We start from the raw sequence: 25,704 nt of genomic DNA, 5'->3' as shown, positions 1-25,704 counted from the left end.
ATACATGGAACAACTACTGATAGGTAGCTTTCTTTCTGCCATGGCTACTGGTGTGGGCGCCTTGCCTATCCTTTTTTTCAAGTCGGTATCCCATCGATGGCGGGATATATTGCTGGCGTTTACGGCTGGAATTATGGTGGCTGCCTCGACATTCAGTCTGATCCCACAGGCACTTCAGAGCGCGCCATTTATTATCGTTTGTTTGGGTGTGCTTACCGGAACATTGATGCTTACAGTGTTGGAAAGCATTGTCCCGCATATCGATCTGGAGCATACGAGAATCAACATTTCGATGGATTCGCAATCGCTGCTGATTTTGTCCGCAATTACCTTGCACAATATTCCAGAGGGCTTGTCCGTTGGCGTGAGCTATTCGAGTGAACAGTCTGGCTTGGGTGGCCTGATTTCTTTTGCAATTGGTCTGCAAAATGCACCAGAAGGCTTCCTGGTCGCTCTCTTTCTGATTAATCAAAGGGTCAGTCGTCTCAAGGCGTTTATATTGGCTACCATGACCGGAGCCGTCGAAATCGTCTCTGGGATCTGTGGCTATTACCTGACCTCTGTGGTTCAAGGGCTGGTGCCATACGGGCTTTCCTTTGCCGCAGGCGCGATGTTGTTTATCGTTTACAAGGAGCTTATCCCCGAAAGCCATGGAGATGGTCATGCTCGTTCCGCGACTTTTTCGTTCATCCTGGGACTTTTGGTCATGATTGGACTAGTTCAGTCGTTTGGATGAGCGGTTTTTTTCAAAAAGCCTCATAAGTGAGAGCAAAAATTCCGAAACCATATATAGATAGATTTCGATTATGGAAGTAGGGAGTGTCACGATGGAAAAGTCTACCTTGATAGGTATAGTTTTAGGTATTGTTGCAGTAGTGGTCGGGATGATCTTGAAGCATGCGAGTCCGATGGCATTACTGAATCCAGCAGCGTTTATGATCATCATCGTAGGTACGATTGCTGCTATCTGTAACGCATTTCCTATGTCGGAAATCAAACGTATTCCTGCTCTTTTCAAGATAATTTTTAAAGAAGAAAAGCTCCCTGAAAAAAAAGAATTGATCGGTCAGTTTATGAACTGGGCTTCCATCGCTCGTCGTGAAGGATTGCTTGCTCTGGAAAACACTTCTGATGAGATTGAAGATCCATTTCTGCGTAACGGCATGAAGATGATCATTGACGGTGGGGAACCGGATTTTGTTCGCGATGTTCTGAATGAAGAAATTCACGCTATTGAAGAGCGCCATCAGGCAGGGGCCCTCGTCTTTAGCCAAGCGGGAAGCTACGCTCCGACTCTCGGGGTATTGGGTGCGGTTGTCGGTCTGATTGCCGCCCTGGGTAACTTGAGTGATATCGATGCGCTGGGTGTATCCATTGCGGCTGCGTTCGTAGCTACCTTGCTAGGTATTTTCACGGGTTATGTATTGTGGCATCCGTTCGCGACCAAGCTCAAACGGAAATCAAAAGCAGAAATCGAAATCAAAAAAATCATGGTCGAAGGACTGCTCTCCATTCAAGCAGGTGTATCCCCGACTGCGATTGAACAAAAGCTGCTGGTTTACATCCCGTACCAAGAGCGTGCGGAAATGAAAGAAGAAATGAAGGAAGAGAAGAGGGAGGAAGGAGCTGCGGTAAATGGCTAAGCGACCAAAGAGACATGCTCATCACGAAGAGCATATGGACGAGTCTTGGCTAATTCCCTACGCGGACTTGCTCACCCTTCTGCTCGCTTTGTTTATCGTGTTGTTCGCCTCTAGCGAGATGGATGCGAAGAAGTTCGACCAAATGGTTCGCTCCTTCAACATTGCTATGAACGGCGGTGTGGGGGTTATGAACTACCCCAGTCCGGTGCCGCTAGACCCGGAACTTCAGCAGCAAACCTTGCACAAAGGCGCACAGGAAGCAGAAAAACAGAAGACAGAAGAAGAAAAGCGTCTGGAAGAAGCGGTCCGCAAAGAGACAGAGGACTTGAAAAAGCTACAGACACAGCTCGAAGGATACATTCAGCAAAACAAGCTGCAGGACAAGCTCCAGACGAAGCTCACCGAAGAAGGACTGCTGATCACCATTTTGGACAATGCGCTGTTTGACTCCGGTAAAGCTGATCTGAAACCGGAAGCGAGAAAGCTTGCGTCTGAAATGGCAGCGATGCTGGTGCCTCACCCGAAAAAAGTGACCGTAACCGGTCATACGGACAATGTGCCGATTCGCCGAGCAGAGTTCCCATCTAACTGGGATCTCAGTGCCAAACGTTCCGTTAACTTTTTGAAGGTGCTTCTGGAAAACAAGAACCTAGACCCGACGAAGTTCAGCGCGACAGGCTTGGGAGAATACCATCCGGTAGCGCCGAATACGACGGCAGAAGGCAGAGCGAAAAACAGACGGGTAGAGGTAGCGATCCTGCGTGATCTGGCTTCTCCTCCGAAAAATACTGTGAATCCGTAATAACAAAAAGGATAGCTTCCTCGGGAGGCTATCCTTTTTCATTTATAGTAGCTGTAGTGGAGGGGAAGAAGCCCATTTCCAGTCTACGCTTCGGCCTACGCCCCACAAGGGGTTAGACTGTCCGCTCTGAAATAAATGTCGGGAGCGCTTCAAAAGTAGAGTTTCGAGGATGTAATCTCAGAGGTTGAAGCTGAGAAAACCTCCGCCATTTATTTCAGAGCTAAGTAGGGCTCCAGAGGCGCTAGGACTGGAAATGTGCTTCTTCCCACGCGGCTAGTGTTTACAGCTTGAAAGCAGCATTCACGGGGTCTATTACTTTTTTAAAAAAGTAGGTGGAATCCCGAACAGCTCGTAGAGGAAACAGGAGAAATAAGCGAAGATCTTTGGACACACCTACCGAGGCGCAGTGAAAAAAAGAGAAACTGCCTTTAGCGTCCACCTCTGAGAAGCCCCCTGGAACATCTACTTTGGACGCGGTTTCTCTTTTTTTCACGGAGCCGGGCACCCCTGCTCCCGCGAAGGTGTTCCAAGAATCTGAGCGTTTTCTCCTGTTTCCTCCCCACCACAACAGCTACACAGAAGCCTCCCCCAACGCCAGCTTCAACTGCCCCATCCGCATTTCGCCCCACTCATACATCATTTCCACAATGGGCAACAGAGTCATCCCCAACTCCGTCATGGAATACTCCACGCGCGGGGGAACCTCCGGGTATACTTCCCGGTGAACAATTCCGTCTTCGATTAGTTCTTTTAACTGATTCGTCAGCATTTTATGTGTGATTTTTGGAAACAGCCGTTGCAGCTCGCTAAAGCGATGCGGGCCTTCTACGCCTAAATGCCACAGAATCACGACTTTCCACTTTCCGCTGAACATAGACAAGGTCAGCTCCTTGGAACAGGTGAAATCACCGTTTTTTATTTTTTCCAAGGTTTCTTTCCGCAAGTCGGACATAGTTTTCTCCTCACAATCCTATCTTCGGTGCACTGGCTTAATCAAAAAAGTACATTTTTATGTTGCTCCACGATGGCATCCATAATAAGCCTTGTTGAAGCCATTCAATTATACCGCATTGCATTGAAATAGGACTGTTTTCAAATGATTTATGAACATTTCAGGTTGCCAGTAGATACAGGCAACCTTTTTGGCGTCCCTTCACATGGGCAAAAGAAAGCTATTTTTAAACACAAACGAATAAATTCCATTAACTGTAAGACATACTCTAAAAAAGGAGGAAACAAGTATGGAAATTCGTACTGGATCTTTGAGTTTTCCTAGTATAAAAGGAATAGGGCCACGAAAAGCAGAGGTAGTTTTTAACTTTAACCAAACAGTAAGTCAGGCTGTTGCCGGATTAATAGGGACTAATTTTGGATTCTCACCTATTGAGATATGTACTGGTCTTACTTGTTTTCGTATAGGTGACCATCATCTAGGGAATGTAAATATTCGTCTGGATACACGGGTAGATGATGACGTTGTTATCGTCGAAGGTACATTTGGTGTGCGCGATTGGAGCGATAATTGGGACGATCTATATGAGGGAAGCATACAATTTGTGTTACTGACGGAATTAGAAACGGGAGTTGTTCCTTCGAATCTTTCTATAACAGGAGTGGAACACAACCAAGCCATTCAATTTTTCCGCTCTCAGTTACATCTTGATCCTGCTACAGCACAACCCGACAACTCCATTGGCTTGGTTGCTGGGAAGAATACAGTTTTACGTGTTTATATAGATACACAGTCAGATCCAACACGTCCGGTGATTGGGAGGATTTCGGGTTTATTGGAAGTTCGTCTCCCAGGGAGTGGAAACTGGACTCCCATAAGTCCAATAAATGGACCTCTTGTTCCTAAAACAGACTCTTCCATCAACCGCCGAAATCCTGATGACACGTTGAATTTTTTGATTCCGGGTGCTCTCTGCGTAGGGAATGTTGATTATCGCATTCGGGTATTTGACGTGTTACAACCGAATCAACCGGGCTATTTTAGCGGGAGATTTCAAAACACACTAACGTTTGCGGAGGTGTCGCCATTACGGGTAAGAGGAGTTGGTATTCGGTACACTGGTAAGCAACCTAACCTTGCTGCACCCAATGAAATTGCGTTAAGCAGTACGCTCAGTTATGTTCGGAAAGTATATCCGTGCCGAGTCTTTATTACAGGCTTTGACATCATTGATTTCGATGGTGACCTGACAGAGAAATCTGGTGATGGGTGTGGTGACGGTTGGAATGACCTACTTGGGAAACTTAGTGAAATGAGGGGAGATACCGGGGATGTTTACTATGGGTTGTTACCTATAGGCGTTCCAACCACTCAATACATTGGGTGTGGTCGCAGTGGAGTAGGAGCTGGCTTTATTTACAATGGTGAAATTGCTGCTCACGAAATAGGACACGCTTTTGGAAGAATGCACTCTCCCTGTGGCAAGCCCCTGAATATTGATCCAAATTATCCAGTATATGATGCACTTCCTTCCGGGAGCATCGGTGAAATTGGCATTGATGAACTGGGGAATGTACAAGATCCGGCATACACATTTGATTTCATGGGCTATTGCGACCCTCGCTGGGTGTCACCCTATACGTATAAGGCATTGCAACAAAAGTTTCCGCCTATTTCTCATACCGAAAATAGACTGGATCTGCCAGAAAAAAAGGGTGCATCGAGTGAACATTTATTTTTAAAGTTTCATGTTTACCGCGGAGGAAAAGTAGAAGTTTTTCCGAGCTTCCACTATCTGTCCCAACCCGCGATTGAATCGGGAGAATGGACTCCATACGCAATAGAGCTACGCGACTGTCATAACAAAGTCTTGCATGCAAAAAGAATATATTTGACGGATCCACACAAGGATCTTGACAGTGCCCGATTGGATTTTTACGTGCCTGTCCCATTTCACCGACATACAGTGCAGATTGTATTTACGTGTGGTGAAAGTGGAAGTTGTGAGCAGAAAGAATTGCTCGTAGTGAACGTTCCAAGTGATCCACCTAAAGTACATATTCTGTCGCCACAAGGGGGGAAACAACTTTCCGGAAAAGTACGTGTAGCTTGGAAAACGGAAGCCGGTAACAAAGCAGCTTCTTACCTGCTCCGTTACAGTAACGACGGGGGAAGGAGCTGGAGGGCTGTGGCACCTTCGATGGAAGTAACCGAATACGAAGTGGATCTTGATCATTTACCTAGCGGAGGTTCTTGCCAGTTTCAGGTACTGGCTACTGAAGGCATTCGAACGGGTATGGCAGTAAGCGAACCATTTCAAGTACCTGAGCGACCATGCAAGGTATATATTAACAATCCAGTTCCTGGAGCGATCGTTTGGCTTGGTCGAGTGACCCACTTCATGGGGGATGCGTTCTCACCTGATATTGGATCCGTACACCCCTCCAAACTTCATTGGTACTCCGATATTGGTGGACTGCTTGGAGTAGGACAAGAGATTTATGTTAGATCATTACAACCAGGATCACACACGATTTCTTTAAAGGTTGTAGATAGGGATAACCAAGAGTGTGCTGCTTCAATCCATATCGTAGTGAAAAATCCAATTATATATGAGCGGTAAGAGGTGATTTTATATTATGGAAATGAAAACAGATTTCATTAGCTTTGGTAGTTATTCTGGTGATGGTCCACGAACTGCTTCAAAACATATCGTATTTGGCAGTAACGTTTTGAAAGCAACGGCTATATTAACCGGTACTGATTTTGGATTTTCTCCAAAAAAAGATCAGCATCTGGGAATGGTTAACATCAAGGTTGATGCGACCACACCTGATAATTCTAATATAGTAACAGTGACGGCAACACTAGGAGTTCGTGACTGGTCTGGTTCATGGGATGACAAGTACGAGGGCAATATCTATTTTGCAGTTATTGCAGAACTTGTTTAGCCTGGCCTAGTGACAATCAGGCATGATCTTCTTGACACAGTAAAATGAATCAGTGATAATAGGTTTATATCATAGTAAACAACTCGGAATACTGAAATTAAAAGAGGTGAGTTCTTTGGAACGGATTTTGCAAATACCTAGCGACACGATTTCGTTGACGGCTACCCTGCATGAACCTACATGCATAACAGGCAAGACCAGAGTGAAGTACCCGTTGGTTGTCATTTGCCATGGCTTTATCGGCAGTCGAGTTGGAGTGAATCGCTTGTTTGTAAAAGCTGCCAGAGAACTGGCTTCACACGGTTTTGGCGTATTGCGCTTCGATTACGGAGGCTGCGGGGAGAGCGACGGCAATTATGGTGCAGGTGGATTGGATGTCCTGCTTGCACAAACACGTGATGTTCTCGACCATGTTTTCACACTGGAACAAGTAGATCAGGAGCGTGTGTGCCTCTTAGGTCATAGTTTGGGTGGTGCAGTTAGTGTCCTGACAGCGAGCCAGGATAAACGTATCCACTCGCTCATCCTATGGGCACCGGTAGCACGCCCCTTTGATGATATCGTTCGGATCGTGGGGGAGAAAGAATACAAGGACGCACTGTCATACGGCAAAACGGATCATTTGGGCTACGGATTGGAGAAGCGCTTTTTCCAGTCGCTGGGTACCGCTCTTCCGCTGCGTCAAGCCAAGCAGTTTGAGGGAGATGTATTAATCCTGCATGGCAATCGGGATGACGTCATTGCGGTGGATGCCATGTTCCATTATGAGCGAGAGCTGCATCTGCGAAGACGGGGGAGCTGCGAAACAGAAGTAGTTGTAGGGGGAGACCATACCTTTTCCTCGACAGATAGCTACAAACGCTTGATTGCAAGTACGAAGAGCTGGTTGAATCGACTGCTTGAGAAGGAGACGGTCGCCGTATAAGAAAAAGGGATGGCCCTGATGACGGGCTATCCCTTTTTTGCGATATTGGCTTTGATTTCGTTCAGCAGCCCGTGGCAACCTGCATTCACCAAGTCATACACATACGTGAATCGCCCCGTATAGTAAGGGTCCTCCACATTTTGTTCCTGGGCAGAAGCGGCAAAGTCGAGCAGGCGATATACCTTTTTCCCTGACGGAGCCATCTGCTTGAGTGCGGACAAATTTTCCTCATCCATGCAGACGATATAGTCGTACTCCGAGAAGTCCTGTGTGACAATTTGGCGAGCACGCAGTGTGTCATGCGCAATCCCATTCTCGGTCAATACCTTTTGTGTACCTTTGTGCGGAGGTTCACCTGCGTGCCAGCCACCGATCCCTGCTGAATCGATGGAGATTTCCCCTGCCAATCCCTCCGCCTCTACGAGATGGCGAAATACAGCTTCGGCCATGGGCGAGCGGCAAATATTGCCCAGACAAACGAACAAAACGGTTGTCATATGTACGCTCCTCTCTTCCTGTGTGTGATGCTTCTGTATGTTAGAATACCATAAGGAGGACATTTGCAATGAAAACATATCTGTACCGCATCCGTTTTGTTGTAGCTGTCATTGTCGTCACTGTTTTACCGATTATCATTACTGGAATCGTGTTGGTAAAATCGGCAGAGCAGGCTTTACTGGCGGAAAAGAAACAAAAGCTAATCGCCATCACGCAGCAATTGGATTTTGCGCTGTCGAAAGATTTTGACACGATCATCGTTGAAGCTGGATTAGAAAAGGCGGAAAAAGAGGACAAGCTCCAAGCATTAAACGAGAAAATGCAACCGCTTACAGATCATATTGCTCTGGCGCATTCGGGAATTGGCGTCGGTTATTATTCCGCAGCCCTCGATTCCATCGTGACGTATGGACCCAGCAATGAAATGAGCTTGTACATAGGACAATCAATTGGCGAAAACCATCCGGGTCGCAGTGTCATGCAGACGCGGCAGATTGACGTAGTAATCGGCGAACAAGTACGCGGAAACATCATGAATGCCATGGTTCCACTCATTCGCAATAATCAAGTGATCGGCTATGCATGGGCGAATGAGCTCATGTCTACGATTGATATACAACTCGCGGATATGCGACAAAGCATTTATGCGATTTTGGGCATTGGCTGTATGATCGCAGCAGCAGCCAGCGGTTTGCTCGTTCATCGCTTTGAAGTGATTTTGTCAGAGATCAAGTCCGGGCTGAAGCTGCTTAGCCAAGACCTTTCCTTTCGTTTGAGGAGAATGGACGGTGAGCCTGGAGAAATTACAGGTGCGATCAACAATTTGGCGAGTGATTTGCAGGCTAGCCGTAGTCACACGGAGACGATCATGAATAGCATGGACAGCGGGGTCCTCGCGTTGGATCAAAGCGGGCATTTGATTGCTTGGAATGAGACAGCGATACATATGATTGGCTTCACGTCCAGTCGAGCAAAGGGAATGCATTACACGGGAGTTTTTACAGAGAGTGAGGCTCTCCTTCATATCCTGTTGGATACGCTGCAAAACGGTCGAGCCATCCGAGATGCTATGTGGCGCCATCAGCATCCGGATAGAGGCGTGCTGTGGCTGAAGGTCAGCTCTTCCATTTGGAAAAATAGCACCGATGATGTGCTGGGAGCCATCGTCGTGCTGGAGGATCGTACGCAATGGCGGAGGATGGAGTCAAGGCTGGCTCAGGCAGAGCGACTGGCGGTCATAGGTGAGTGGGCGACCAGTATTGCCCATGAGGTACGCAATCCGTTGACAGCCATCAAAGCCTTCGCCCAGATCATCGAGGAGGAATGGCCAAAAGATCATGACTCTCGGGAATACACAGGGATTATTGTGGAGGAAGTCGAGCGTTTGAACCGTTTTACTGACGAGCTCTTGTTATTTTCTCGTCCCAATGAAGAGTCGAACGTACCTGTGCGCGTGCAGGAGGTAATCCGGCACACACTCAAGCTGTTGGAACATGTCGAGGGCTATAGCAGGGGGATTGTACAGCTCGTATGTGACGAGGATATTCCGGTCGTGATGTCCTCACCGGAGTTATTAAAACAGGTATTTTTAAATATACTGCACAATGCACTGCAAGCAAAACCAATGGAAGGTCGTATCCAAATTGAAGTCAAAAATATAGACAATGATGTGCACGTTCAGGTAACGAATGACGGTCCACCTATCGCGGAAGAAAACCTACTGGCTGTATTCGAACCATTTTTCACGACGAAGCAAACAGGTACGGGACTTGGACTGGCGATCTCCCAAAGGATCGTGCAAGCGTATGGCGGACATATTTTTGCTCAAAACACCCCCGAAGGCGTCTGTTTCACTGTCGTACTGCCGATTCGGGTAAAAGGAGGATTGTGATGACGAGCAGAGTGCTGATCGTAGACGACGAGGCCAATGTGAGAAAGGCATTGTCGACTACGCTGCGCAAAATGGGATACGAGCTCCTGGAGGCTGGCAGTGGAGTAGAGGCTTTGGAGCAGGTCGAACGCTTTTGCCCGCAAGTCATGCTTCTGGATCTGCGTATGCCCCATTTAGATGGTATGGATACGTTGCGCCGTCTGAACGAGAGAAAGGGAAGACTCCCGAGAGTCGTGATGATGACTGCCTATGGTTCGGCCAGTGATGTCATGGAGGCAATAAAGCTGGGAGCGTTTGATTATGTGCAAAAGCCATTCGACTTGGGTCAGGTCAAACAAGTCGTTGCTCATGCACTTACACAGGGAGAGCTGCTTGAGCAAGGCGAATTCGGGCAAGGCATACAGGAAGAGCAAGCAAATCCAAGCGGAACCAGCTTGATTGGCCTGAGTCCGGCTATGCAAAACGTGTACAAGCTGGTAGGAAAAGTAGCGATGTCTAAAGCCACTGTTTTGCTTGAAGGGGAGAGCGGCACAGGCAAAGAGCTCATTGCAAGAGCGATCCATGCCAATAGCCTGCGGGCGGATAAACCGCTCATTCCTGTCAATTGCGGAGCGATTCCTGAAAATTTGCTGGAGAGCGAGTTATTTGGATATGAACGAGGTGCATTTACAGGTGCCGTTCATCGCAAGCAAGGACTGTTGGAGCTTGCGAATGGAGGTACGTTGTTCCTTGACGAAGTAGGAGAGTTGAGCCTTTCTTTGCAGGTAAAACTGCTGCGGTTTTTGCAGGATCGCGTATTTATTCGGGTAGGGGGCATTGAGGCGGTATCGGTTGACGTTCGCGTGATTGCTGCCACCAACCGTGACTTGCAGGAAAGAATTCGCCAGGAGCTCTTCCGCGAAGATTTATACTACCGGCTCAATGTCGTTCCGATTCGCATGCCGCCGCTTCGAGAGCGAAAAGAGGACATTCCACTGCTTATCCGTCACTTTCTCACCAAATATGGAAAAGAAGCAGGGAAGCATGACCTCTGCTTATCCGCTGCTGCCACAGAAGCTCTGATCGCCTATCACTGGCCAGGCAATGTGCGTCAGCTTGAAAATACGATCGAACGGGCTGTTGTTTTGACCAGAGGAGCAGTTATCGGCCAAGAGCATGTCTTATCCCCCATTCAGGAAAACACGGTAAGTGAACAGACCAAAGGCCTTGGCAAAATCAGCTATGAAGGACGAACTATGCGGGAAATCATTGCCCAAGTCGAGCAGGAAGCCATTGCCCATGCCTTGCGAAAAGAACGCGGCAACAAGCTACAGACAGCGAAAAGACTGGGCATATCACGGCGGGCACTGCTCTACAAGCTGCAAATGTACGGATTGGATTCGGCAGTGGATGAAAGAGACTAATCGCCCGGTGTGCGCAAACAAGTGACATACTGTGCAAAAAGTAGTCAGCATAACGAAGTAATTCTTTGAAAGCGCATTCATTTCCCTTGAAAAACAGATTGGCATCCCTCTTGCTATATCAAAAAGCACAAGTACATGAATACTTTTGGAAAAGGGGATGAAAATGTGTTTCAAGCCTTAACGAATGCTTCAGTCCGCATGGTGCAACGCTATTTGCCAGACGCCTTTTTATTTGCAGTCATTTTAACCTTCCTCGTGTTTGTTGCCGGGATCTTCATCAATGGCAAAACGCCGATGGAAATGGTCAACTATTGGGGAGGCGGCTTCTGGAGCTTGCTGAGCTTTACGATGCAAATGGTCTTGATCCTGATTACGGGTCATACGCTAGCCAGTACGAATATTTGTAAGCGTGGCTTGAATGCCTTGGGATCACTGGCAAAAACACCAGGTCAAGCGATTGTACTCGTCACATTAGTTTCCTGTGTGGCGATCTGGATCAATTGGGGATTTGGGCTTGTGATCAGTGCGCTATTGGCACGCGTTCTTGCCAATCAAGTGGAAAAGGTAGACTACCGATTACTTGTCGCCAGTGCGTATGGCGGATTTGTCGTCTGGCACGGAGGGCTTGCTGGCTCTGTACCTTTGACGATCGCTACGGAAAAGCACAGCTTAGAAAATATCATCGGTGTCATTCCTACCACGGAAACGATGTTTTCGCCGATGAATCTGACCATTGTGGCTGTAATCATGATTGTCCTCCCGATTGTGAACAGATTCATGATGCCTGCTGAAAAAGATACGATTGTATTTGCGGGCGAAGGGATCGCGCAACAAGAAATGGCTGCAACTGATTATGCAGTCGACAATACTCCTGCTTCCAAACTGGAAAACAGCCGTTTAGTCTCGGTTCTTGTCTCAGCACTCGGAATTATCTATTTGGTTTTCTATTTTGCAGATAAAGGCTTTAAGTTGAATTTGGATGTCGTTATCATGGGCTTCTTGTTTCTGGGTATACTCCTTCATGGGACACCGCGCAAGTTTTTGGATGCCATGAATGAAGCAGTGAAAACCACGACAGGGATCGTCGTCCAGTTCCCGTTTTATGCAGGTATCATCGGGATGATGACGGCTTCAGGACTGGCAGCGAGTATCTCTCAATGGTTTATCAGCATTTCGACGCCTACTACCTTCCCGCTGTTCACGTTTTGGAGTGCAGGCTTATTGAACATTTTCATTCCTTCTGGTGGAGGGCAATGGGCAGTACAGGGGCCAATTATGCTGCCTGTCGCCACTGAGCTGGGCGTTTCCCATGCAAAAGTAGCGATGGCCATTGCTTGGGGGGATGCGTGGACGAACTTGATTCAGCCATTCTGGGCATTACCTGTGCTGGCTCTTGCTGGATTGGGTGCGAGGGATATTATGGGCTACTGCTTGATGATGTTAATCGTGACAGGCACCATTATCAGCTTGGGTTTCTTGCTTTTTTAGCGATGCGCACGGTCATTGCCAAACGCGGTGATTTTTGATATGATAAGAACAGTTACCCCAAGAAAAGAACTGCATATGTACTGAGTTTTCTAGGGTTCCGCGGTCAGTCACTGACCGGTCAGGACCGAGAGAAAACCCACGACCACGGTCGTGTACACGGAGGGATAAAAGCCCGGGAGGAATATCTGTGATGGTATTCACCCGAGGCTTTTTTTGCATTCGGAAAAAAGCCTGAGCCATCTTGAATGAGTATGTATTTTGGGGAACGATAAAAACGGATACGTCCGTTACCATGCGTGTAAAAGAAAGAGGAGGGAGCCAGAACATGGGGAAGTATTGGTTGATGGTTGTCGTAGCAGCAGTATTTGAAGTCATGTGGGTAGCGGGCTTGAAGCACGCCGACAGCTTTTGGTCATGGGCGTTGACCATCATAGCGATTATTATCAGCTTTGGTGTTTTGATCTATTCAGGGAAAAAGCTGCCGACGAGTACGGTTTATGCGATCTTCGTCGGTTTGGGTACGGCTGGTACCGTTATTAGCGAAATGGTCCTGTTTGGAGAACCGTTCAGTTGGACGAAAGTGGGCTTGATCGCGCTTCTTCTGGGGGGAATCCTTGGGTTGAAGCTGGTCACACCGGATCATGAAGAGAAGCCGAAGAGGGAGGGTGAAGTGGCATGACATGGTTATCCTTAATTTTTGCAGGGTTGTTTGAGGTTGTAGGCGTGATGGGGATCACACAGGTCAACCAAAAACCTTCGTTCCGTTCCTTTGCGGTACTGATCGGCGGTTTTTCCCTCAGCTTCTTCCTCCTGTCCTTCGCCATGAGAGAAATCCCGATGGGAACAGCCTATGCGGTTTGGACAGGGATTGGTACAGTAGGTAGCGCCCTTGTCGGGATGATGTTTTATGGGGAAGCGAAAGACAAGCTGCGAATCTTGTGCATCGCCTTGGTGATTATAGCAGTAGCAGGATTGAAATTAGTAGCATAAGGTAGCAGTTATAAGAAAAGGCAGATATTCCACTTCGGATGTCTGCCTTTTCTTTGTGTATATGTTCCATTTCTCATAAGGAACACTCTTTGCGAATAGGGAATAGTAAAGAAAATCGTCTCGTTCAAGGAGGGAATGGCATCACCATGAGCTCTTTCTGGGCAACGCTAAAAAAGGGAAATACGTCCTCGGCGACAGCGGCTTTGGGGAACACTGGGCTTGCTATCGCAAAAGGCTTTGCGGCTGTCTATAGTGGGAGTGGAGCCATGTTTGCATCGGCAATGCATTCGGTAGCCGATGCAGTCAACCAGTTCTTCGTTTTCTTTGGCAGCGTACTCGCAGAGAAAAAACCGACAGCGAGGTTCCCAACAGGCTTTGGTCGTGTCATTAACATTGTCTGTATGGTCGCGGTGATCGTTGTAACTATCATGGCCTACGAAACCATTATCAAAGGCTTCCACCTTATTTCCGAACCCGCAGAATCCAGCCATTTTTGGTTGAATTTCATCATTTTGTCTCTGGCGGTTATCGTGGATGGGTACGTGCTGGTAAAAGTCATGTTCGAAATCGTTCATGAAGCTCGGGTGGAAGCGAAGGGCTTTGCTGTCATCCCTGCCGCTTTTCGGAATGTAGGACGTGCGGCTCCACCGACACGGCTTGTCTTTTACGAAGACATCGTGGCAACGCTCGGTGCGTTACTGGCCCTGATTGCCGTTATCGTCACTACGTTTACTTCCTTTGCCTTGCTGGACGGGATTGCCACCATCCTGATCGGAATTCTCATGGTAGGTGTGGCATTCAAGGTAGGGTACGACAACATGGTCGGTTTGATTGGTATTGCAGCTCCCAAAGAAATCGAGGATCGGGTAGCCAAAGTCATTTTTGCTGACCCGGATGTGACGGACATCAACCTGATGCGGATTGTACAGGAAGGTCGTTTTTACCATGTGGAGAGTTATGTAGAATTGCGGACAGGACTGAGTCTTGCTGTGGCAGACGATATTAAATACCGCATTCGTGACAGCTTGCTTACCGACCCGGATATTAGCGATGTGACGATGGGAATTTTGGAGGACAACGGCGTGGACGACTGGAAGGAGCTCACGGGCCAGGGAACCACGTAGACGAACGAGAGCGAAGAAACTCACTTGCGAAACAGAAAAGCCCCGCACCAGCCAAGTAAGCAGGTGTAGGGCTTTGGTTTGTGCTAAGGTGTGATGATTAGGAGACGGTCAACAGTTCTTGTTGCTCCGATTCATCTTTTTCCAAACGCGTAATCAGAACGCGTGTGACACGGTGGTGATCCATCTGCTTCACGGTGAACAGGTGGTTTTCCCATTCTACTGTCGCACCAACAGCGATATCTTCTTCTAGCTGGCTGTACAACCAACCGCCGATTGTGTCCACATCTTCGGATTCGAGTTCGAATGGAAGATGGTCATTCAAGTCAGCCAACACGAGCATACCGGATACGGAGAGGCCATTGTCCAGCTTCTCAATCTCTGGTCTTTCCTCGTCAAACTCATCTTGGATATCCCCAACGATTTCTTCCAGAATATCCTCCATCGTTACGAGACCGGCTGTTCCGCCGTATTCGTCGATGACAATCGCGAGCTGCGAACGGTTTTTCTGCATCAGGCGCAATACCGTACTGATTTCCATGGTTTCCGGTACGGTCAGGACAGGGCGAACCAACGAGTCCAGCTCTACGCTTCCGTCTTGTAACGCAGAAAGGTAGAAGTCTGTCGCATGGACAAAACCAATGATGTTGTCCTTGTCCTCGGCTGCAACCGGAAAACGCGTGTGGCGCTGCGAGCGGATAATCTCCAGGTTTTCTTCAAAGGTATTCGTCGTATATAAGCAAACCATATCAATGCGCGGGATCATTGTTTCCCGAGCAACGGTTTCGGAGAAGTCAAAAACTTGTTCCACAAGAGCCAATTCGGTTTGGTCGATATGGCCACTTTGGTGACTTTGGTTAACCAGAAGACGAATTTCTTCTTCTGTATGCGCTGCTTCATGTTCGGAGATGGCTTCGAGTCCAAGTCGTCTCATGAGAGCGTTGGCTGTTCCGTTCAAGAACCAGATAGCCGGGTAAAGCAATTTATAGAAAAACATCAATGGCGCGGCAACCCACAACGAGGTCATTTCTGCTTTTTGAATGGCCAATGATTTCGGAGCCAACTCACCCAAGACAATGTGGAGGAATGTAATAATCGCAAAGGCTACACCAAAAGAAATCGCGGAGATCGCATACTCAGGCAATCCTGAAGATCCAAGCAAAGGCTCCACAATCATATGGGCAATGGCCGGTTCCCCGACCCAACCCAGTCCTAGCGAGGCGAGCGTAATCCCGACCTGGCAGGCAGATAGATAGGCGTCTAGCTTATGCGTTACTTTTTGGGCATAGACTGCGCGTCTGTTACCTTCATTCACCATCTGTGTCAGGCGCGTTTGCCGCACCTTCACGAGTGAGAACTCTGCGGCTACGAAAAAGCCGTTGAGAAAAACAAGAAATATAACAAGCAGTAGGTTGAGCACTATCGGGACGGTGTCCAAGTAAAAAGTCATCCTCTCTGGAATTTTATGAAAGTACTATTTTCTATTTTACTCTGATTGGGTGGAACGCACAAAAGCGATATACCACCGTAGGGGGCGTTTTACGCCCTTTTGGTCGGAAAGAGCGACCCTCAGATAACCGTAGCGCACGTTTTTGCGCTCGGAGAAGGCCGCAGATAGGCATCCGTTTCTGTCAAGCGACGCAAAGTGCAAGCGGTTACCTGTGCAGAATTTGTTGGGCGTAGACGAAAAACGCTGACAGTACAGCAGCTAGACCGAGATAGGCAGCTAACACTTTCCACTTCGTAGAGGCAGGTGCATCGTAGTACGTAGTGAGCTGGTGCATTTGCTCATCCAGTTCGGCTAATCTCTCCTGCGCCGCACGTTCTCCATCACGAAGTGTATCCGATGGGATCGGTCGGTTCGGGTCGGAATCGTAATACAAAACAGGCTCTCGTTCCCACAGTCTGAACAGTTCCCATTTTCTGTTCACATACACTTTATCGAGGCGCTTGAAATCACGCTGAAGACGTTGTTTGTCCTGCAAAAATGGCACGTAAAATTTCTTTAAATCTTCCTGATTGATCGCATTTACCTCGGCATTCATTTGTGTGCGAATATCCCATGTCGATTCCAGCTCGGGCCATTTGGCTATACTTTGCTGGAAGTCTGCAATCTTTTCGCGCTCATATTGTAGGAGCTTTTGCTGATAGCTGCCACGTAGGCGGTTGTACCACGTAATCAAGCCGATGATGAAAATGAACACAGTAATCGGTCCAGGGTTGGCGAACAGCATAACACCTAGCCCGACTAACCCGAAAAACCAAATTTTCGTCGACAAGACGGAAACGATGCGGCCGCCATCCAGCGGGGAGATAGGCAGCAGGTTAAATAAATTGAGCATGGCACCAAGGTAGATAACCAACCCCCAGAAAGGGTCCTGCGTATACCAATACAGCGGGAGGGCAGGCAAGAACGCAATCATCCCCGCCAAGGGCCCACCGTAGGCTAAGTACGCCTCTGTTTTTGCGTCACGCGGCATGTCTTTCATGGCAATGAAGGCTCCTGCAAAAGGAATAAAGACAGCGGGTGAGGTCGCGATCCCTTTTCGCTTGGCGGCGATCACATGGCCCATTTCGTGGACGAAAATCAGATAGACGAGCGCCACGGCGAATTTCCATCCGTAAAAAACGGCATACGCCCACAAGGTAATCCCCATGGATATAATCGTGGTCCCGAATTTCGAAAACTTCAGTATGCTAAGTATCCATTTTAAATTGGCAAGTAAGAAAGCACCGATCGCCAAAAGGACTGAACGGCTTTTTTTCATCGTTTTTCCTCCCAGAAGATATAGGCAGATATTCCTTCTTACGAATCAAGCCAAAAGAAGTTTCTGTTCTAGTTGCCATCCAGACGAGGATTGGTGAAGTGAAAGCCGTACTCGCCATAGAGCGGATTGTAGCTCAGATGTCCCCCGTCGAAATACCAGAAATCAGTTGGACGAATGACAAATCGCAACCCCTCTACTTCAAACACAGCATCGTCGGTGAGGGCCTCATCTTTTTCAATTGCATAAAACATACCACCGGTCCCGGGGCCGCTTGTTCGTACATACAATCGAAGCGTATCTCCCGGTACAAAGCCGGCATAACGTTGATAGGCAAGGGAAAACGCTGGCTCTATCATAAGTGTGATACTCATGGACTAGCTCCTTTCTGCTACTTGTCTCCCATTGTAACACAAGTCAGAGTAGTGTCCCGAAGCTCAAGGTGCAAGCGCAATCCAAAAACACCCGTCCGGTCAGAAATGTCTCTGCCGAACGGGCTGCATGAAAAAGCTGGCATTAGTCCTTGCCTTTGCTCACATCGAAGGTCGGGTGCATAAAACGCGCTCCAGCTTGTTCTTCTTGATCCTCGAGGAGCTCACGATTTTCTATCGAGTTCCAGCCAATGTCATTGGTCGGATGTACCCACTGGTCCCCTGCCATGATGGAGGGATCGGTTTCTGTGTTCCAGTTGTGTAAGGGAGATTCCTTGGACTCGTACAAGCTGTCACCGATGACGACTCCGAACTCATTGACGAATGGCTTTTGAATCGTACGGGACGAGTTTTTGAAGTCAGGAGCACTGATTTGATGCGGCAGCGTCCCATCGAGGGAAATATCCTTCGTCTTGTCGTTCTTTTTCTGATCGTTATCCATCATCTGGACCTCCTTTTATCCCATAGCATGCATCAGTCACTGACCCCTTATTCCGATTCGGAGGGGAGCTCGCGCCCAGCCCAAATGAGACCCAGCCGCATATGCTAAAAAAAGGGGGAAGATCGGATGCGAACGAGTGTGATCATTCCCGTCAGAGATGCAGCTCATCAGCTTCTGTATACCTTGTTTAGCCTGAACTTGCAGTTTGCCGATTTTGAAAAATATGAAGTGATTGTGCTGGATAATGGCTCCACGGATGGGCTGGCAGAGAAGCTGGCTGGCTTTACCGCTCATTATTCTTTGCAAGTGGTACGTTTTCGCAGACGTGTTTCGCTCGCCCGCCTGTTTAACAAGGGAATCCAGCAGGCGAAAGGTGAATTGCTCGTATTTGTAGCGTGTAATATGATGGTTCCCCGCGAGTTTATCGGTGTACACCAGCAGGCGCACGAGCGGGTACAGAATATGATTTTGCTGGGGCTTTGTACGAGGAGGATTTACTCCGTGTACGAACCTCCGTTTAGCGCCAGTCAGCATATCGAATGTCAAAAATGGCTGGAACAAAATCCACATATAAAGCGACCGCATACGTTGGTCAAAACGATACCATTACTGGAAGAAAATCAAATTGCAAACGGACAGTTCGCGCCTATTAGCTTGCCTTGTCCCGTCACCCAGAAGCGAATGAGCATCAGGGAAAAATACGGGGCAAAGCTCGAGCGATACCGTTCGCCCTGGACGATGTTTTCCACGCAGCATGTTTCCCTGCTGCGCGAGGATGCCAGGAGAGCAGGAGCATTTCGGGAGTTGCCGCGGATCGAAATGGAGCGAGACTTTGCCAAACGATTGTTAAAAATCGGCTGTTCGTTCCAATTTGACGAGAAGCTCACCTTGCTGAAGCAGGAGCGTGCCACTCGAAAAGTAAGCCATCCAAACCCGCCACCCAGTAAAAATCGCCGAGCATAATGGCTGCCCGGCGGTTTTTTTGTTAGCGGTTTTCTTTTAGCCTTTCTTGTGGTTCACTATTAATGGAGCCGTCAGAACGGACAGCCTCAGATTGGGCTTTGGGTCCTCGGATTTCAGCGGTTTTTCCAAAATCTTTTTCTTTGTTACGAACCATGTGATGTCCTCCTCTTTGTGAAAGATGAAGATAGTATGACCCGGATGGGGCCAGAGAATGAGGACAGAATGAGGATAGGGAAAGGGTGGCAATTCAAATGGCAAAAAAACAACGAAAACCACAACGTCAAGCAGCGACAACAACTACGACAGACGCGAAAAGCGGATTGAACAGTTTGAAGGATATGCTAAATGCAGATGCGCTTGGAGCACTCAAGCAGCTTGAAAAAGACATGAAGACAGAAGGCGAGCGCAAAGAGAAGGAAGCAGCCGAACAAAAGCGCCGAGAGCAGGAAGAACGCGAGCGCAACAAGAGCTTTGCTGAGCTTTTGGACGATTACGAGAAAAAAACCGGAGGCAAGTACAGCTAATGCGAGATGGACGGCAAACGGACCGACCGGATACTTCCAAAAACGGTTTGATGAAAAAGCGCCAACAAGATATCAAGGACGAGTCCATCAAGGAACGGGGCCGGATGGTCCTCGGTCGATTGGGCAAAAAGGACCCGAAGAAGTGATTTTTTCTCTCTCATTCCCATATAGCTAGGAGTGAGGGGAGGGAGGTCATGGGGACAATCCTGCTCCTGTTTAGCCTCTTGTGCGTGGCGGTGGGTACCTGGAAGTTAATCGGGATCTACAAGGCCCAAAAGGCTGACAGCAAGCCGCTCTGGTGGACAGTCGCGAGCGTGGGGATTGCGGTTTTTTTTCTTTTGAAGCTGGTAACTGATACGTTGCCAACATAAACAAGCACCTGTAGCCAGAGAGCTTACAGGTGCTTGTTTTTTTAAAAAGGCTACACGTCCATTCAAGAAAAGAAAAAATGGCTAGCCATTTTTCATTATTCGTAACGCAGTGCTTCAATTGGATCGAGCTTGGCTGCCTTGTTGGCCGGATAGAGGCCGAAGAAAATACCGATGGCACTGGAGAAGCCGAATGCGATAAACACGCTGTTCCAGGACATAAGCGGTGGCAACTGTGCAAAATAGGCAATAATCGAAGCAATACCAAGGCCGAACAACACCCCGATCAATCCACCGATCAAGCAGACGATGACCGATTCAATCAAAAACTGAATCAAAATATCTCGTCGGCGTGCCCCTAAGGCTTTGCGAATCCCGATTTCGCGAGTACGCTCTGTAACGGATACGAGCATGATGTTCATAACGCCGACGCCGCCCACCACGAGGGAGATACCTGCGATGATACTGAAGATCAGCGTCAAGGTGCCCGTCATTTGATTAAACTGATCCATTGATTCTTGCATACTGCGAACTCTGTAATGGTCTTCCTTTTGATGCTTGCGGCTCAAGTATTGTTTGACCTGCTGCATGGCTGGGTCGACAGAGGCTTTGTCGATCGCTTTTCCCATGAGCATTTGAACAGAAGGCTCTTCCTGCAAGCTCATTTCGTAACGGATGGGAATAATCGCTCCATAGCTCGTTGCCATATCAAACTTGAACTTCTCTTCTGTGTACGTCCCGATTACGACGAGAGATTGATTTCCCCAGCGAACACGCTGACCAATCGGGCTCATTTGCCCGAACAGCTTTTGAGCAAGAGCTTCTTCCAGGACGATGACAGCGCGTTGTTCTTTGTCATCGATTTCGTTGAAAAGTCGCCCTTTTGCCACCTTCAAGGTTGATTGCATCGAAAAATAATCAGCGGTGGAGGCAGTGAGGTTGACGCGCTCTTCTTTTTTCGGTCCCTTCAAATCAATCGTGCTGGAGTTGTAAGGTACGATGTATTCGATGGCAGGACTAATCCTGCCGAGGACCTCGGTATCTTCCACGGTCATATCTTCTGAGGCGATCTCTTCTTTTGTCTCCCAATTGATGAAGACGTTAAACGTATTTTGCCCGAACTTTTCCATCTCTTCGTTGATGGCTTTCTGTCCGCCTTCACCCAGTGCCGTGACGACAATGACGGAGGTAATCCCGATGATGATCCCGAGCATGGTCAAGATCGAGCGCATTTTGTTCGCCCAGATACCCTCCACGGCGGTGTTAAAGCTTTCCATAAAATTCATGTGACAATCACCTCGTCAGACGGCTTGGAGAATATTCGCTCCGTAACCTTTTCATCGCGAATGATTACGCCATCCTTGAAAGTCACAATCCGCTCAGCGTGCTGCGCGATATCCAATTCGTGGGTAACGAGAATGATCGTAACGCCCTGCGCATGCAGCTCCTGAAACATGGCCATGATTTCTACTCCGGAGCGGCTGTCCAGATTTCCCGTCGGTTCGTCTGCCAACAGGATGGCTGGCTTATTGACCAGTGCTCTGGCAATCGCTACACGCTGTTTTTGACCACCGGATAGCTGGGTTGGTTTATGGTCCATGCGCTCAGCCAATCCCACTCGCTTGAGTGCTTCTGTTGCCCGTTTGCGCCGTTCTGAGCGGCTGACATTCGCGTACATCATCGGTAGCTCTACATTGTGCAAGGAGGAAGAGCGGGCGAGTAGATTAAACGATTGGAACACAAAGCCGATCTTTTGGTTGCGAACAACAGCGAGCTCCGTATCCTTCAGACTGCTAACCTCAATGCCGTCTAGCATGTACGAACCCGAATCAGGACGATCCAGGCAGCCCAGCATGTTCATAAACGTCGATTTCCCTGATCCTGATGGCCCCATGATGGCAACGAATTCGCCTTGTTCCACCAGCAGGGAGACACCTTTTAAGATGGGCAGTACGGTATCACCCGTCTTGTATGCTTTCGTCAAGCCTTCTACATGAAGCATCGTCGGCTGACCTCCTTCTTTACGTGTTACATACCCATTGGTGCGCCGCCGCCACTCATCGGCATCACAGGTGCCCCTTCAGTCAGGGATTCGACAGGGCCTAAAATCACTTGCTCATCACCGTTAAGTCCAGACTTGACGTGAGTGAACAACTCATTTTCCATACCGGTTTCGACCTTCTGCTTCTTCGCAACACCATTAGCAGATACCCAGACAAAGGTACTGCCGTCAGCATCTTGCTGAATAGCTTCGATTGGTACTTGCATGGCATTATCGATTTTTTCGACGGAGATGTTGATGTCCACATGGAAGCCAGGCTTCAAAGCAGATAGATCTCCAGATGGCTTGAGGGTGACTTTGACGCGTGTTTTTTCACCTTGCCCCGACTTGGTGGCAGTAGTGGTCGCGGTTGGAGAGATGCGAGCTACTTCCGCATTCAGCTTTTTCTTTCCGAGTGTCACGCCTTCAATCGTGGCAGACTGTCCGATTTTGAGCTTGTTGACATCGGATTCGTTAATATCTGCTTCAATCAACAGATTGTTCAGATTGGCAAGGGTCAAGATTTCTGTCCCCTTGTTGACATATTGACCGTTATCGGCTGCAACGCCTATGACGGTTCCATCCATAGGTGCTACGACGACGCTTTGGACACGTTCTTTATTCAGTTGTGCTTTTTCTACATTCAGCTTGTTGATTTGGGCTTGCTGAGCGGCAATGTCTTCCTTGCGTGGACCCTTTTGCTTGAGAGCGAGCTGTTGCTTGGCGACATTCAGTGTAGATAGAGCGCTATCCATTTGTGATTTCAACTTGTCCAGCTCTTGCTGAGTAGAAGCGCCAGAAGTAAATAGTTGATTCATCCGATCATATTCTCGCTTGGCCGCATCGTATTCACGCTGGGCTTGGGAAACGCGTTCTTGGTCTTGTGCGACTTCTTCCGGCTCGTTGCCGATTTGTGCCTTGGCGAGGTTGGCTTTGGCCAATTCCATTTGCGCTTCCAGCTCGAGGATTCGGCTATCGACATCAGACGTGTCAATTTTTGCGATCACTTGTCCCTTTTTCACCTTGTCGCCTTCTTTGACGACAAACTCACGTAAGGTTCCGGTGACGTTGGCGTACTGTTTGAGCTTGTCTTCTACGGTGACGAGTCCTGATGTCAAAACCTTGCTTTCCAAAGCTGATTTCGTTGGTGCGCCGATGTTGACAGGCATTCCCATAGCTTGTTGCGATCCCATCATGGAAAACGCAACGCCCCCGATGCCCAGGAGGACTACGACGGAACCGATGATCCACCATCGTTTTTTCATGTTCATTCTCCTTGCTTTGGTAAGAACCATATTATTTCATTGCTCGAAAGGGTTTTACGGTAGTGCTGGAAAAAGGTAACATAAAACGCCGAATGTTCACATTTTGGACATATTTAAACGCATTTTGATACGTTTTATCGGAAAGTTCTTTGCCGCCAATTGCCGTGATATCATAGATAAAGATGAGATGACGTTCCTCGGAGGGGAGCTATGAACAAAACGATTCGCTTTGATTACGCCAACGCTCGAGCCTTTGTCAAACAGCATGAGTGGGAGCAGCTTTCTCCAGCGATCGAAATTGCGCATCAAATGCTTCATTCAAGGACTGGGCCCGGCAAGGATTATCTTGGTTGGGTCGATTGGCCGGAACAATACGACCGGGACGAGTATGAACGAATTCGCCAAGCGTCAGCCCGGATTCAATCGAGCTCGGATGTGCTTTTGGTGATTGGTATCGGAGGCTCGTATCTGGGGGCAAAAGCGGTGCTTGACATTTTAGGCCACAGCTTCTACAATTTGCTGCCGAAGTCCAAGCGACATTCTCCGGAGATTTATTTTGTGGGCAACAATATTAGTCCGATTTATATCTCTCATCTGATGGACGTAATAGAAGGAAAAAATGTGTCCATCAACGTCATCTCAAAATCGGGCACGACGACTGAGCCCGCTATCGCGTTTCGACTTTTTCGGGAATGGCTGGAAAAGAAATACGGACGTGAAGAGGCCAAAAAACGAATTTACATTACGACCGATAAACAGCGGGGAGCCCTGAAAAAACTGGCGGATGACGAGGGCTATGAGTGCTTTGTCATTCCAGATGATATCGGTGGGCGATATTCAGTCCTGACCGCGGTTGGATTGTTGCCGATCGCTGTAAGCGGGGCGAACATGGATGCTCTCATGCAGGGGGCCAGAGATGCACGCGAACGCTACATGGTCATGGATTTGCGCGATAATCCGTGCTATCAGTATGCGGCGATTCGCAATGTACTCTATCGAAAAGGCAAGACAGTGGAGCTGTTGGTCAGCTATGAACCGCAGTTTCGCTACTTTGCGGAGTGGTGGAAGCAGCTCTTCGGGGAATCGGAGGGCAAGGATGGCAAAGGGATTTTTCCGGCTTCTGCCGAGTTTTCAACGGACTTGCATTCGTTGGGCCAATACATACAGGACGGCATGAGGCATTTGTTCGAGACCGTTGTGTCTGTGACGAAGCCCACTGTGGATTTGACTGTTCAGGAGGACCCCGCTGACGTCGATGGATTGAACTTTTTGACTGGCAAACGAATGGGGTATGTCAATAAAAAAGCTTTCGAGGGAACGGTGCTGGCCCATGTGGATGGCGGCGTACCGAATTTGCTTGTAGAAATACCGGAGGCGACAGCTTACTATCTCGGTGGACTGATTTACTTTTTTGAAAAGGCATGCGGAATCAGCGGCTATTTGCTAGGCGTCAATCCGTTTGATCAGCCAGGGGTGGAGGCGTACAAGGCCAATATGTTTGCCTTGCTGGGCAAGCCGGGCTACGAGCGGCAGAAAGCGGAACTGGAGGCTAGATTGCGCGAGAATAAGACGTATTTGACCGTCGAGGAGACTGCTGCCTATTTGGAGCTTCCCGAGTCGTTTATTATGGAAAAAATCAAGCAGGGGCGCATCCGTGCTGTCCATGACGGCAATGAATACATCATCAACAAAGAGCAATTCAATCATCATCTGGAGGAAATTCGCAAGCTCCAGGAGTTCGAGGAGGCCGCGCGTCATGAGCCGATTCCGGAGAGCTACGATGTGAAGGATGAGGATTAACCAGCGACGTGCTTGTCAGATGGTTGCAAACAGGACTATACTTACAAAGGAATATCATAATGAACAAGCAACTTGGGGAGTCCTTCATGCGGGGCTGAGAGGATGGAAGCAATCGACCATCGACCCATTGCACCTGATCCGGATCATGCCGGCGCAGGGATACGGTTGCCGGCAGACAGCGCTTTTTTGCTTGATTGTTACCTATGCGTATGTAGCCCACCTTTTCCTGCTCGGGAACTGGTGGGCTTTTTGTTATGAAGTGGACATGTGGCTGTAGTGGAAGAGAAGAATATTTCCAGTCTAGGCTCCAGGCTCCGTCCTGCTGAGGGCTAAGGCTGCCCGCTCCGAAGGGATTCGCGGGGAAACGCAAAAGTGGTAGCCGCTTCGTAGCCCGGGCACGGTTGCGTTTCTGTTGCCCGCGAATCCCTTCTCCGCTCGGTA

At 48.5% G+C, this 25,704-nt stretch carries 27 protein-coding genes, 1 pseudogene and 2 riboswitches; of the genes and pseudogenes, 18 read left to right on the top strand and 10 right to left on the bottom strand.

The window, feature by feature from the left end; genetic code table 11:
• The first annotated feature begins 4 nt into the window (after positions 1–4).
• From ASG16_RS11460 to motB, 3 genes are all read left to right on the top strand, one after another.
• Positions 5–736 carry a ZIP family metal transporter gene (locus ASG16_RS11460; RefSeq protein WP_048031286.1) on the top strand — a complete coding sequence of 244 codons (732 nt, stop codon included), beginning with the start codon at positions 5–7 and terminating at the stop codon, positions 734–736.
• A 91-nt stretch (positions 737–827) separates the two neighbouring features.
• Entirely contained in the window at positions 828–1,643 is an 816-nt protein-coding gene (gene motA, locus ASG16_RS11455) for a flagellar motor stator protein MotA (RefSeq protein WP_056490543.1), read from the top strand.
• Positions 1,636–2,445: a flagellar motor protein MotB gene (gene motB, locus ASG16_RS11450; RefSeq protein ID WP_048031288.1), complete on the top strand. Its 810-nt coding sequence runs from the start codon at positions 1,636–1,638 to the stop codon at positions 2,443–2,445. The genes motA and motB overlap by 8 nt, the downstream gene beginning before the upstream one ends.
• Before the next feature lie 571 nt (positions 2,446–3,016).
• Here motB and ASG16_RS11440 read toward each other — a convergent pair.
• Positions 3,017–3,397: a winged helix-turn-helix transcriptional regulator gene (locus tag ASG16_RS11440; protein WP_056490537.1), complete on the bottom strand. Its 381-nt coding sequence runs from the start codon at positions 3,395–3,397 to the stop codon at positions 3,017–3,019.
• Positions 3,398–3,686: 289 nt separating this feature from the next.
• Here ASG16_RS11440 and ASG16_RS11435 point away from each other — a divergent pair, with 289 nt between their 5' ends.
• The 3 genes from ASG16_RS11435 (at position 3,687) to ASG16_RS11425 (ending at position 7,273) form a co-directional block, all read left to right on the top strand.
• Positions 3,687–6,020: a hypothetical protein gene (locus tag ASG16_RS11435; RefSeq protein WP_056490534.1), complete on the top strand. Its 2,334-nt coding sequence runs from the start codon at positions 3,687–3,689 to the stop codon at positions 6,018–6,020.
• A gap of 16 nt (positions 6,021–6,036) precedes the next feature.
• On the top strand, positions 6,037–6,348 hold the full coding sequence (locus ASG16_RS11430; RefSeq protein ID WP_056490531.1) for a hypothetical protein: 312 nt from the start codon (positions 6,037–6,039) through the stop codon (positions 6,346–6,348).
• Positions 6,349–6,454: 106 nt separating this feature from the next.
• Complete coding sequence (locus ASG16_RS11425) at positions 6,455–7,273, top strand: alpha/beta hydrolase family protein (protein ID WP_056490529.1); 819 nt, start codon at positions 6,455–6,457, stop codon at positions 7,271–7,273.
• A gap of 26 nt (positions 7,274–7,299) precedes the next feature.
• On the opposite strand, the gene ASG16_RS11420 is transcribed toward ASG16_RS11425, so the two are convergent.
• The gene (locus ASG16_RS11420) at positions 7,300–7,770 is read right to left on the bottom strand and encodes a low molecular weight protein-tyrosine-phosphatase (RefSeq protein ID WP_056490526.1); all 471 of its coding nucleotides are present in this window, start codon (positions 7,768–7,770) and stop codon (positions 7,300–7,302) included.
• A 68-nt stretch (positions 7,771–7,838) separates the two neighbouring features.
• Between ASG16_RS11420 and atoS the strand changes: the two genes are divergently transcribed.
• From atoS to ASG16_RS11390, 6 genes are all read left to right on the top strand, one after another.
• On the top strand, positions 7,839–9,662 hold the full coding sequence (gene atoS, locus ASG16_RS11415) for a two-component system sensor histidine kinase AtoS (protein WP_056490524.1): 1,824 nt from the start codon (positions 7,839–7,841) through the stop codon (positions 9,660–9,662).
• Entirely contained in the window at positions 9,662–11,065 is a 1,404-nt protein-coding gene (locus ASG16_RS11410) for a sigma-54-dependent transcriptional regulator (protein WP_056490521.1), read from the top strand. Before atoS ends, ASG16_RS11410 begins: the two co-directional genes overlap by 1 nt.
• A gap of 165 nt (positions 11,066–11,230) precedes the next feature.
• The gene (locus ASG16_RS11405; protein ID WP_082517242.1) at positions 11,231–12,553 is read left to right on the top strand and encodes a short-chain fatty acid transporter; all 1,323 of its coding nucleotides are present in this window, start codon (positions 11,231–11,233) and stop codon (positions 12,551–12,553) included.
• A gap of 78 nt (positions 12,554–12,631) precedes the next feature.
• Positions 12,632–12,734, top strand: a riboswitch (guanidine-I (ykkC/yxkD leader).
• 144 nt (positions 12,735–12,878) lie between these two features.
• A complete protein-coding gene (locus ASG16_RS11400) occupies positions 12,879–13,232 on the top strand; it encodes a DMT family transporter (RefSeq protein ID WP_048031296.1) in 354 nt (117 codons plus the stop codon).
• A complete protein-coding gene (locus ASG16_RS11395; protein ID WP_056490514.1) occupies positions 13,229–13,543 on the top strand; it encodes a DMT family transporter in 315 nt (104 codons plus the stop codon). The genes ASG16_RS11400 and ASG16_RS11395 overlap by 4 nt, the downstream gene beginning before the upstream one ends.
• 146 nt (positions 13,544–13,689) lie before the next feature.
• Complete coding sequence (locus ASG16_RS11390; protein ID WP_056490511.1) at positions 13,690–14,667, top strand: cation diffusion facilitator family transporter; 978 nt, start codon at positions 13,690–13,692, stop codon at positions 14,665–14,667.
• A gap of 97 nt (positions 14,668–14,764) precedes the next feature.
• Here ASG16_RS11390 and ASG16_RS11385 read toward each other — a convergent pair whose 3' ends face one another.
• The 4 genes from ASG16_RS11385 to ASG16_RS11370 all read right to left on the bottom strand — a co-directional run bounded on the left by ASG16_RS11385 (position 14,765) and on the right by ASG16_RS11370 (position 18,302).
• Positions 14,765–16,102, bottom strand: a complete 1,338-nt coding sequence (locus ASG16_RS11385) for a hemolysin family protein (RefSeq protein WP_048031299.1) — start codon at positions 16,100–16,102, stop codon at positions 14,765–14,767.
• A 217-nt stretch (positions 16,103–16,319) separates the two neighbouring features.
• Complete coding sequence (locus ASG16_RS11380; RefSeq protein ID WP_056490508.1) at positions 16,320–17,432, bottom strand: site-2 protease family protein; 1,113 nt, start codon at positions 17,430–17,432, stop codon at positions 16,320–16,322.
• 68 nt (positions 17,433–17,500) lie between these two features.
• Complete coding sequence (locus ASG16_RS11375) at positions 17,501–17,803, bottom strand: iron-sulfur cluster biosynthesis family protein (RefSeq protein ID WP_048031301.1); 303 nt, start codon at positions 17,801–17,803, stop codon at positions 17,501–17,503.
• A 142-nt stretch (positions 17,804–17,945) separates the two neighbouring features.
• Entirely contained in the window at positions 17,946–18,302 is a 357-nt protein-coding gene (locus tag ASG16_RS11370) for a DUF3905 domain-containing protein (protein ID WP_056490504.1), read from the bottom strand.
• A gap of 126 nt (positions 18,303–18,428) precedes the next feature.
• Between ASG16_RS11370 and ASG16_RS11365 the strand changes: the two genes are divergently transcribed.
• Entirely contained in the window at positions 18,429–19,265 is an 837-nt protein-coding gene (locus tag ASG16_RS11365) for a glycosyltransferase family 2 protein (protein ID WP_056490501.1), read from the top strand.
• Between the two features lie 22 nt (positions 19,266–19,287).
• Here the strand turns inward: ASG16_RS11365 and sspK are convergent, their stop codons facing one another.
• Positions 19,288–19,419, bottom strand: coding sequence for a small acid-soluble spore protein K (sspK, locus tag ASG16_RS11360; RefSeq protein ID WP_007724732.1), 132 nt, complete (start codon positions 19,417–19,419; stop codon positions 19,288–19,290).
• A 97-nt stretch (positions 19,420–19,516) separates the two neighbouring features.
• Between sspK and ASG16_RS11355 the strand changes: the two genes are divergently transcribed.
• Genes ASG16_RS11355 through ASG16_RS30890 form a run of 3 tightly spaced genes read left to right on the top strand, consistent with a single transcriptional unit; the run spans position 19,517 to position 20,160 of the window.
• Positions 19,517–19,789 (top strand): DUF3886 domain-containing protein, encoded by a 273-nt coding sequence (locus tag ASG16_RS11355; protein ID WP_056490498.1) that lies wholly within the window; start codon positions 19,517–19,519, stop codon positions 19,787–19,789.
• Positions 19,789–19,935 carry a hypothetical protein gene (locus ASG16_RS30895; RefSeq protein ID WP_007724729.1) on the top strand — a complete coding sequence of 49 codons (147 nt, stop codon included), beginning with the start codon at positions 19,789–19,791 and terminating at the stop codon, positions 19,933–19,935. Before ASG16_RS11355 ends, ASG16_RS30895 begins: the two co-directional genes overlap by 1 nt.
• A gap of 48 nt (positions 19,936–19,983) precedes the next feature.
• Positions 19,984–20,160, top strand: coding sequence for a hypothetical protein (locus tag ASG16_RS30890; protein ID WP_173628144.1), 177 nt, complete (start codon positions 19,984–19,986; stop codon positions 20,158–20,160).
• A gap of 95 nt (positions 20,161–20,255) precedes the next feature.
• Here ASG16_RS30890 and ASG16_RS11350 read toward each other — a convergent pair whose 3' ends face one another.
• From ASG16_RS11350 to ASG16_RS11340, 3 genes are read right to left on the bottom strand one after another with little or no spacing between them, the layout of a single operon-like run.
• The gene (locus ASG16_RS11350) at positions 20,256–21,443 is read right to left on the bottom strand and encodes an ABC transporter permease (RefSeq protein ID WP_056490495.1); all 1,188 of its coding nucleotides are present in this window, start codon (positions 21,441–21,443) and stop codon (positions 20,256–20,258) included.
• On the bottom strand, positions 21,440–22,159 hold the full coding sequence (locus ASG16_RS11345) for an ABC transporter ATP-binding protein (protein ID WP_007724719.1): 720 nt from the start codon (positions 22,157–22,159) through the stop codon (positions 21,440–21,442). The genes ASG16_RS11350 and ASG16_RS11345 overlap by 4 nt, the downstream gene beginning before the upstream one ends.
• A gap of 26 nt (positions 22,160–22,185) precedes the next feature.
• The gene (locus tag ASG16_RS11340; RefSeq protein ID WP_056490492.1) at positions 22,186–23,463 is read right to left on the bottom strand and encodes an efflux RND transporter periplasmic adaptor subunit; all 1,278 of its coding nucleotides are present in this window, start codon (positions 23,461–23,463) and stop codon (positions 22,186–22,188) included.
• 210 nt (positions 23,464–23,673) lie between these two features.
• On the opposite strand from ASG16_RS11340, the pseudogene ASG16_RS11335 reads away from it, so the two are divergent.
• Positions 23,674–25,023: pseudogene (locus ASG16_RS11335) on the top strand (glucose-6-phosphate isomerase); the annotation flags it as partial.
• A complete protein-coding gene (locus ASG16_RS31625) occupies positions 25,018–25,263 on the top strand; it encodes an excisionase family DNA-binding protein (protein WP_370444396.1) in 246 nt (81 codons plus the stop codon). The pseudogene ASG16_RS11335 and the gene ASG16_RS31625, both read left to right, overlap by 6 nt.
• Before the next feature lie 63 nt (positions 25,264–25,326).
• A riboswitch (TPP riboswitch) is annotated at positions 25,327–25,443 on the top strand.
• Positions 25,444–25,704 lie beyond the last annotated feature (261 nt).

The sequence above is a fragment of the Brevibacillus sp. Leaf182 genome (assembly GCF_001423865.2).
GTDB classification, from domain to species: domain Bacteria; phylum Bacillota; class Bacilli; order Brevibacillales; family Brevibacillaceae; genus Brevibacillus; species Brevibacillus brevis_C.
The sequence above is the reverse complement of the archived record's forward strand: the minus strand, read 5'-3'. Positions and strand labels throughout refer to the sequence as shown.

Bases quoted from the DNA above. Each gene is read 5' to 3' on its own strand.
- ASG16_RS11460 (WP_048031286.1), top strand. From the start codon at position 5: ATGGAACAACTACTGATAGGTAGCTTTCTTTCTGCCATGGCTACTGGT.
- motA (WP_056490543.1), top strand. From the start codon at position 828: ATGGAAAAGTCTACCTTGATAGGTATAGTTTTAGGTATTGTTGCAGTA.
- motB (WP_048031288.1), top strand. From the start codon at position 1,636: ATGGCTAAGCGACCAAAGAGACATGCTCATCACGAAGAGCATATGGAC.
- ASG16_RS11440 (WP_056490537.1), bottom strand. From the start codon at position 3,397: ATGTCCGACTTGCGGAAAGAAACCTTGGAAAAAATAAAAAACGGTGAT.
- ASG16_RS11435 (WP_056490534.1), top strand. From the start codon at position 3,687: ATGGAAATTCGTACTGGATCTTTGAGTTTTCCTAGTATAAAAGGAATA.
- ASG16_RS11430 (WP_056490531.1), top strand. From the start codon at position 6,037: ATGGAAATGAAAACAGATTTCATTAGCTTTGGTAGTTATTCTGGTGAT.
- ASG16_RS11420 (WP_056490526.1), bottom strand. From the start codon at position 7,770: ATGACAACCGTTTTGTTCGTTTGTCTGGGCAATATTTGCCGCTCGCCC.
- atoS (WP_056490524.1), top strand. From the start codon at position 7,839: ATGAAAACATATCTGTACCGCATCCGTTTTGTTGTAGCTGTCATTGTC.
- ASG16_RS11410 (WP_056490521.1), top strand. From the start codon at position 9,662: ATGACGAGCAGAGTGCTGATCGTAGACGACGAGGCCAATGTGAGAAAG.
- ASG16_RS11400 (WP_048031296.1), top strand. From the start codon at position 12,879: ATGGGGAAGTATTGGTTGATGGTTGTCGTAGCAGCAGTATTTGAAGTC.
- ASG16_RS11395 (WP_056490514.1), top strand. From the start codon at position 13,229: ATGACATGGTTATCCTTAATTTTTGCAGGGTTGTTTGAGGTTGTAGGC.
- ASG16_RS11390 (WP_056490511.1), top strand. From the start codon at position 13,690: ATGAGCTCTTTCTGGGCAACGCTAAAAAAGGGAAATACGTCCTCGGCG.
- ASG16_RS11380 (WP_056490508.1), bottom strand. From the start codon at position 17,432: ATGAAAAAAAGCCGTTCAGTCCTTTTGGCGATCGGTGCTTTCTTACTT.
- ASG16_RS11375 (WP_048031301.1), bottom strand. From the start codon at position 17,803: ATGAGTATCACACTTATGATAGAGCCAGCGTTTTCCCTTGCCTATCAA.
- ASG16_RS11370 (WP_056490504.1), bottom strand. From the start codon at position 18,302: ATGGATAACGATCAGAAAAAGAACGACAAGACGAAGGATATTTCCCTC.
- ASG16_RS11365 (WP_056490501.1), top strand. From the start codon at position 18,429: ATGCGAACGAGTGTGATCATTCCCGTCAGAGATGCAGCTCATCAGCTT.
- sspK (WP_007724732.1), bottom strand. From the start codon at position 19,419: ATGGTTCGTAACAAAGAAAAAGATTTTGGAAAAACCGCTGAAATCCGA.
- ASG16_RS11355 (WP_056490498.1), top strand. From the start codon at position 19,517: ATGGCAAAAAAACAACGAAAACCACAACGTCAAGCAGCGACAACAACT.
- ASG16_RS30895 (WP_007724729.1), top strand. From the start codon at position 19,789: ATGCGAGATGGACGGCAAACGGACCGACCGGATACTTCCAAAAACGGT.
- ASG16_RS30890 (WP_173628144.1), top strand. From the start codon at position 19,984: ATGGGGACAATCCTGCTCCTGTTTAGCCTCTTGTGCGTGGCGGTGGGT.
- ASG16_RS11350 (WP_056490495.1), bottom strand. From the start codon at position 21,443: ATGAATTTTATGGAAAGCTTTAACACCGCCGTGGAGGGTATCTGGGCG.
- ASG16_RS11345 (WP_007724719.1), bottom strand. From the start codon at position 22,159: ATGCTTCATGTAGAAGGCTTGACGAAAGCATACAAGACGGGTGATACC.
- ASG16_RS11340 (WP_056490492.1), bottom strand. From the start codon at position 23,463: ATGAAAAAACGATGGTGGATCATCGGTTCCGTCGTAGTCCTCCTGGGC.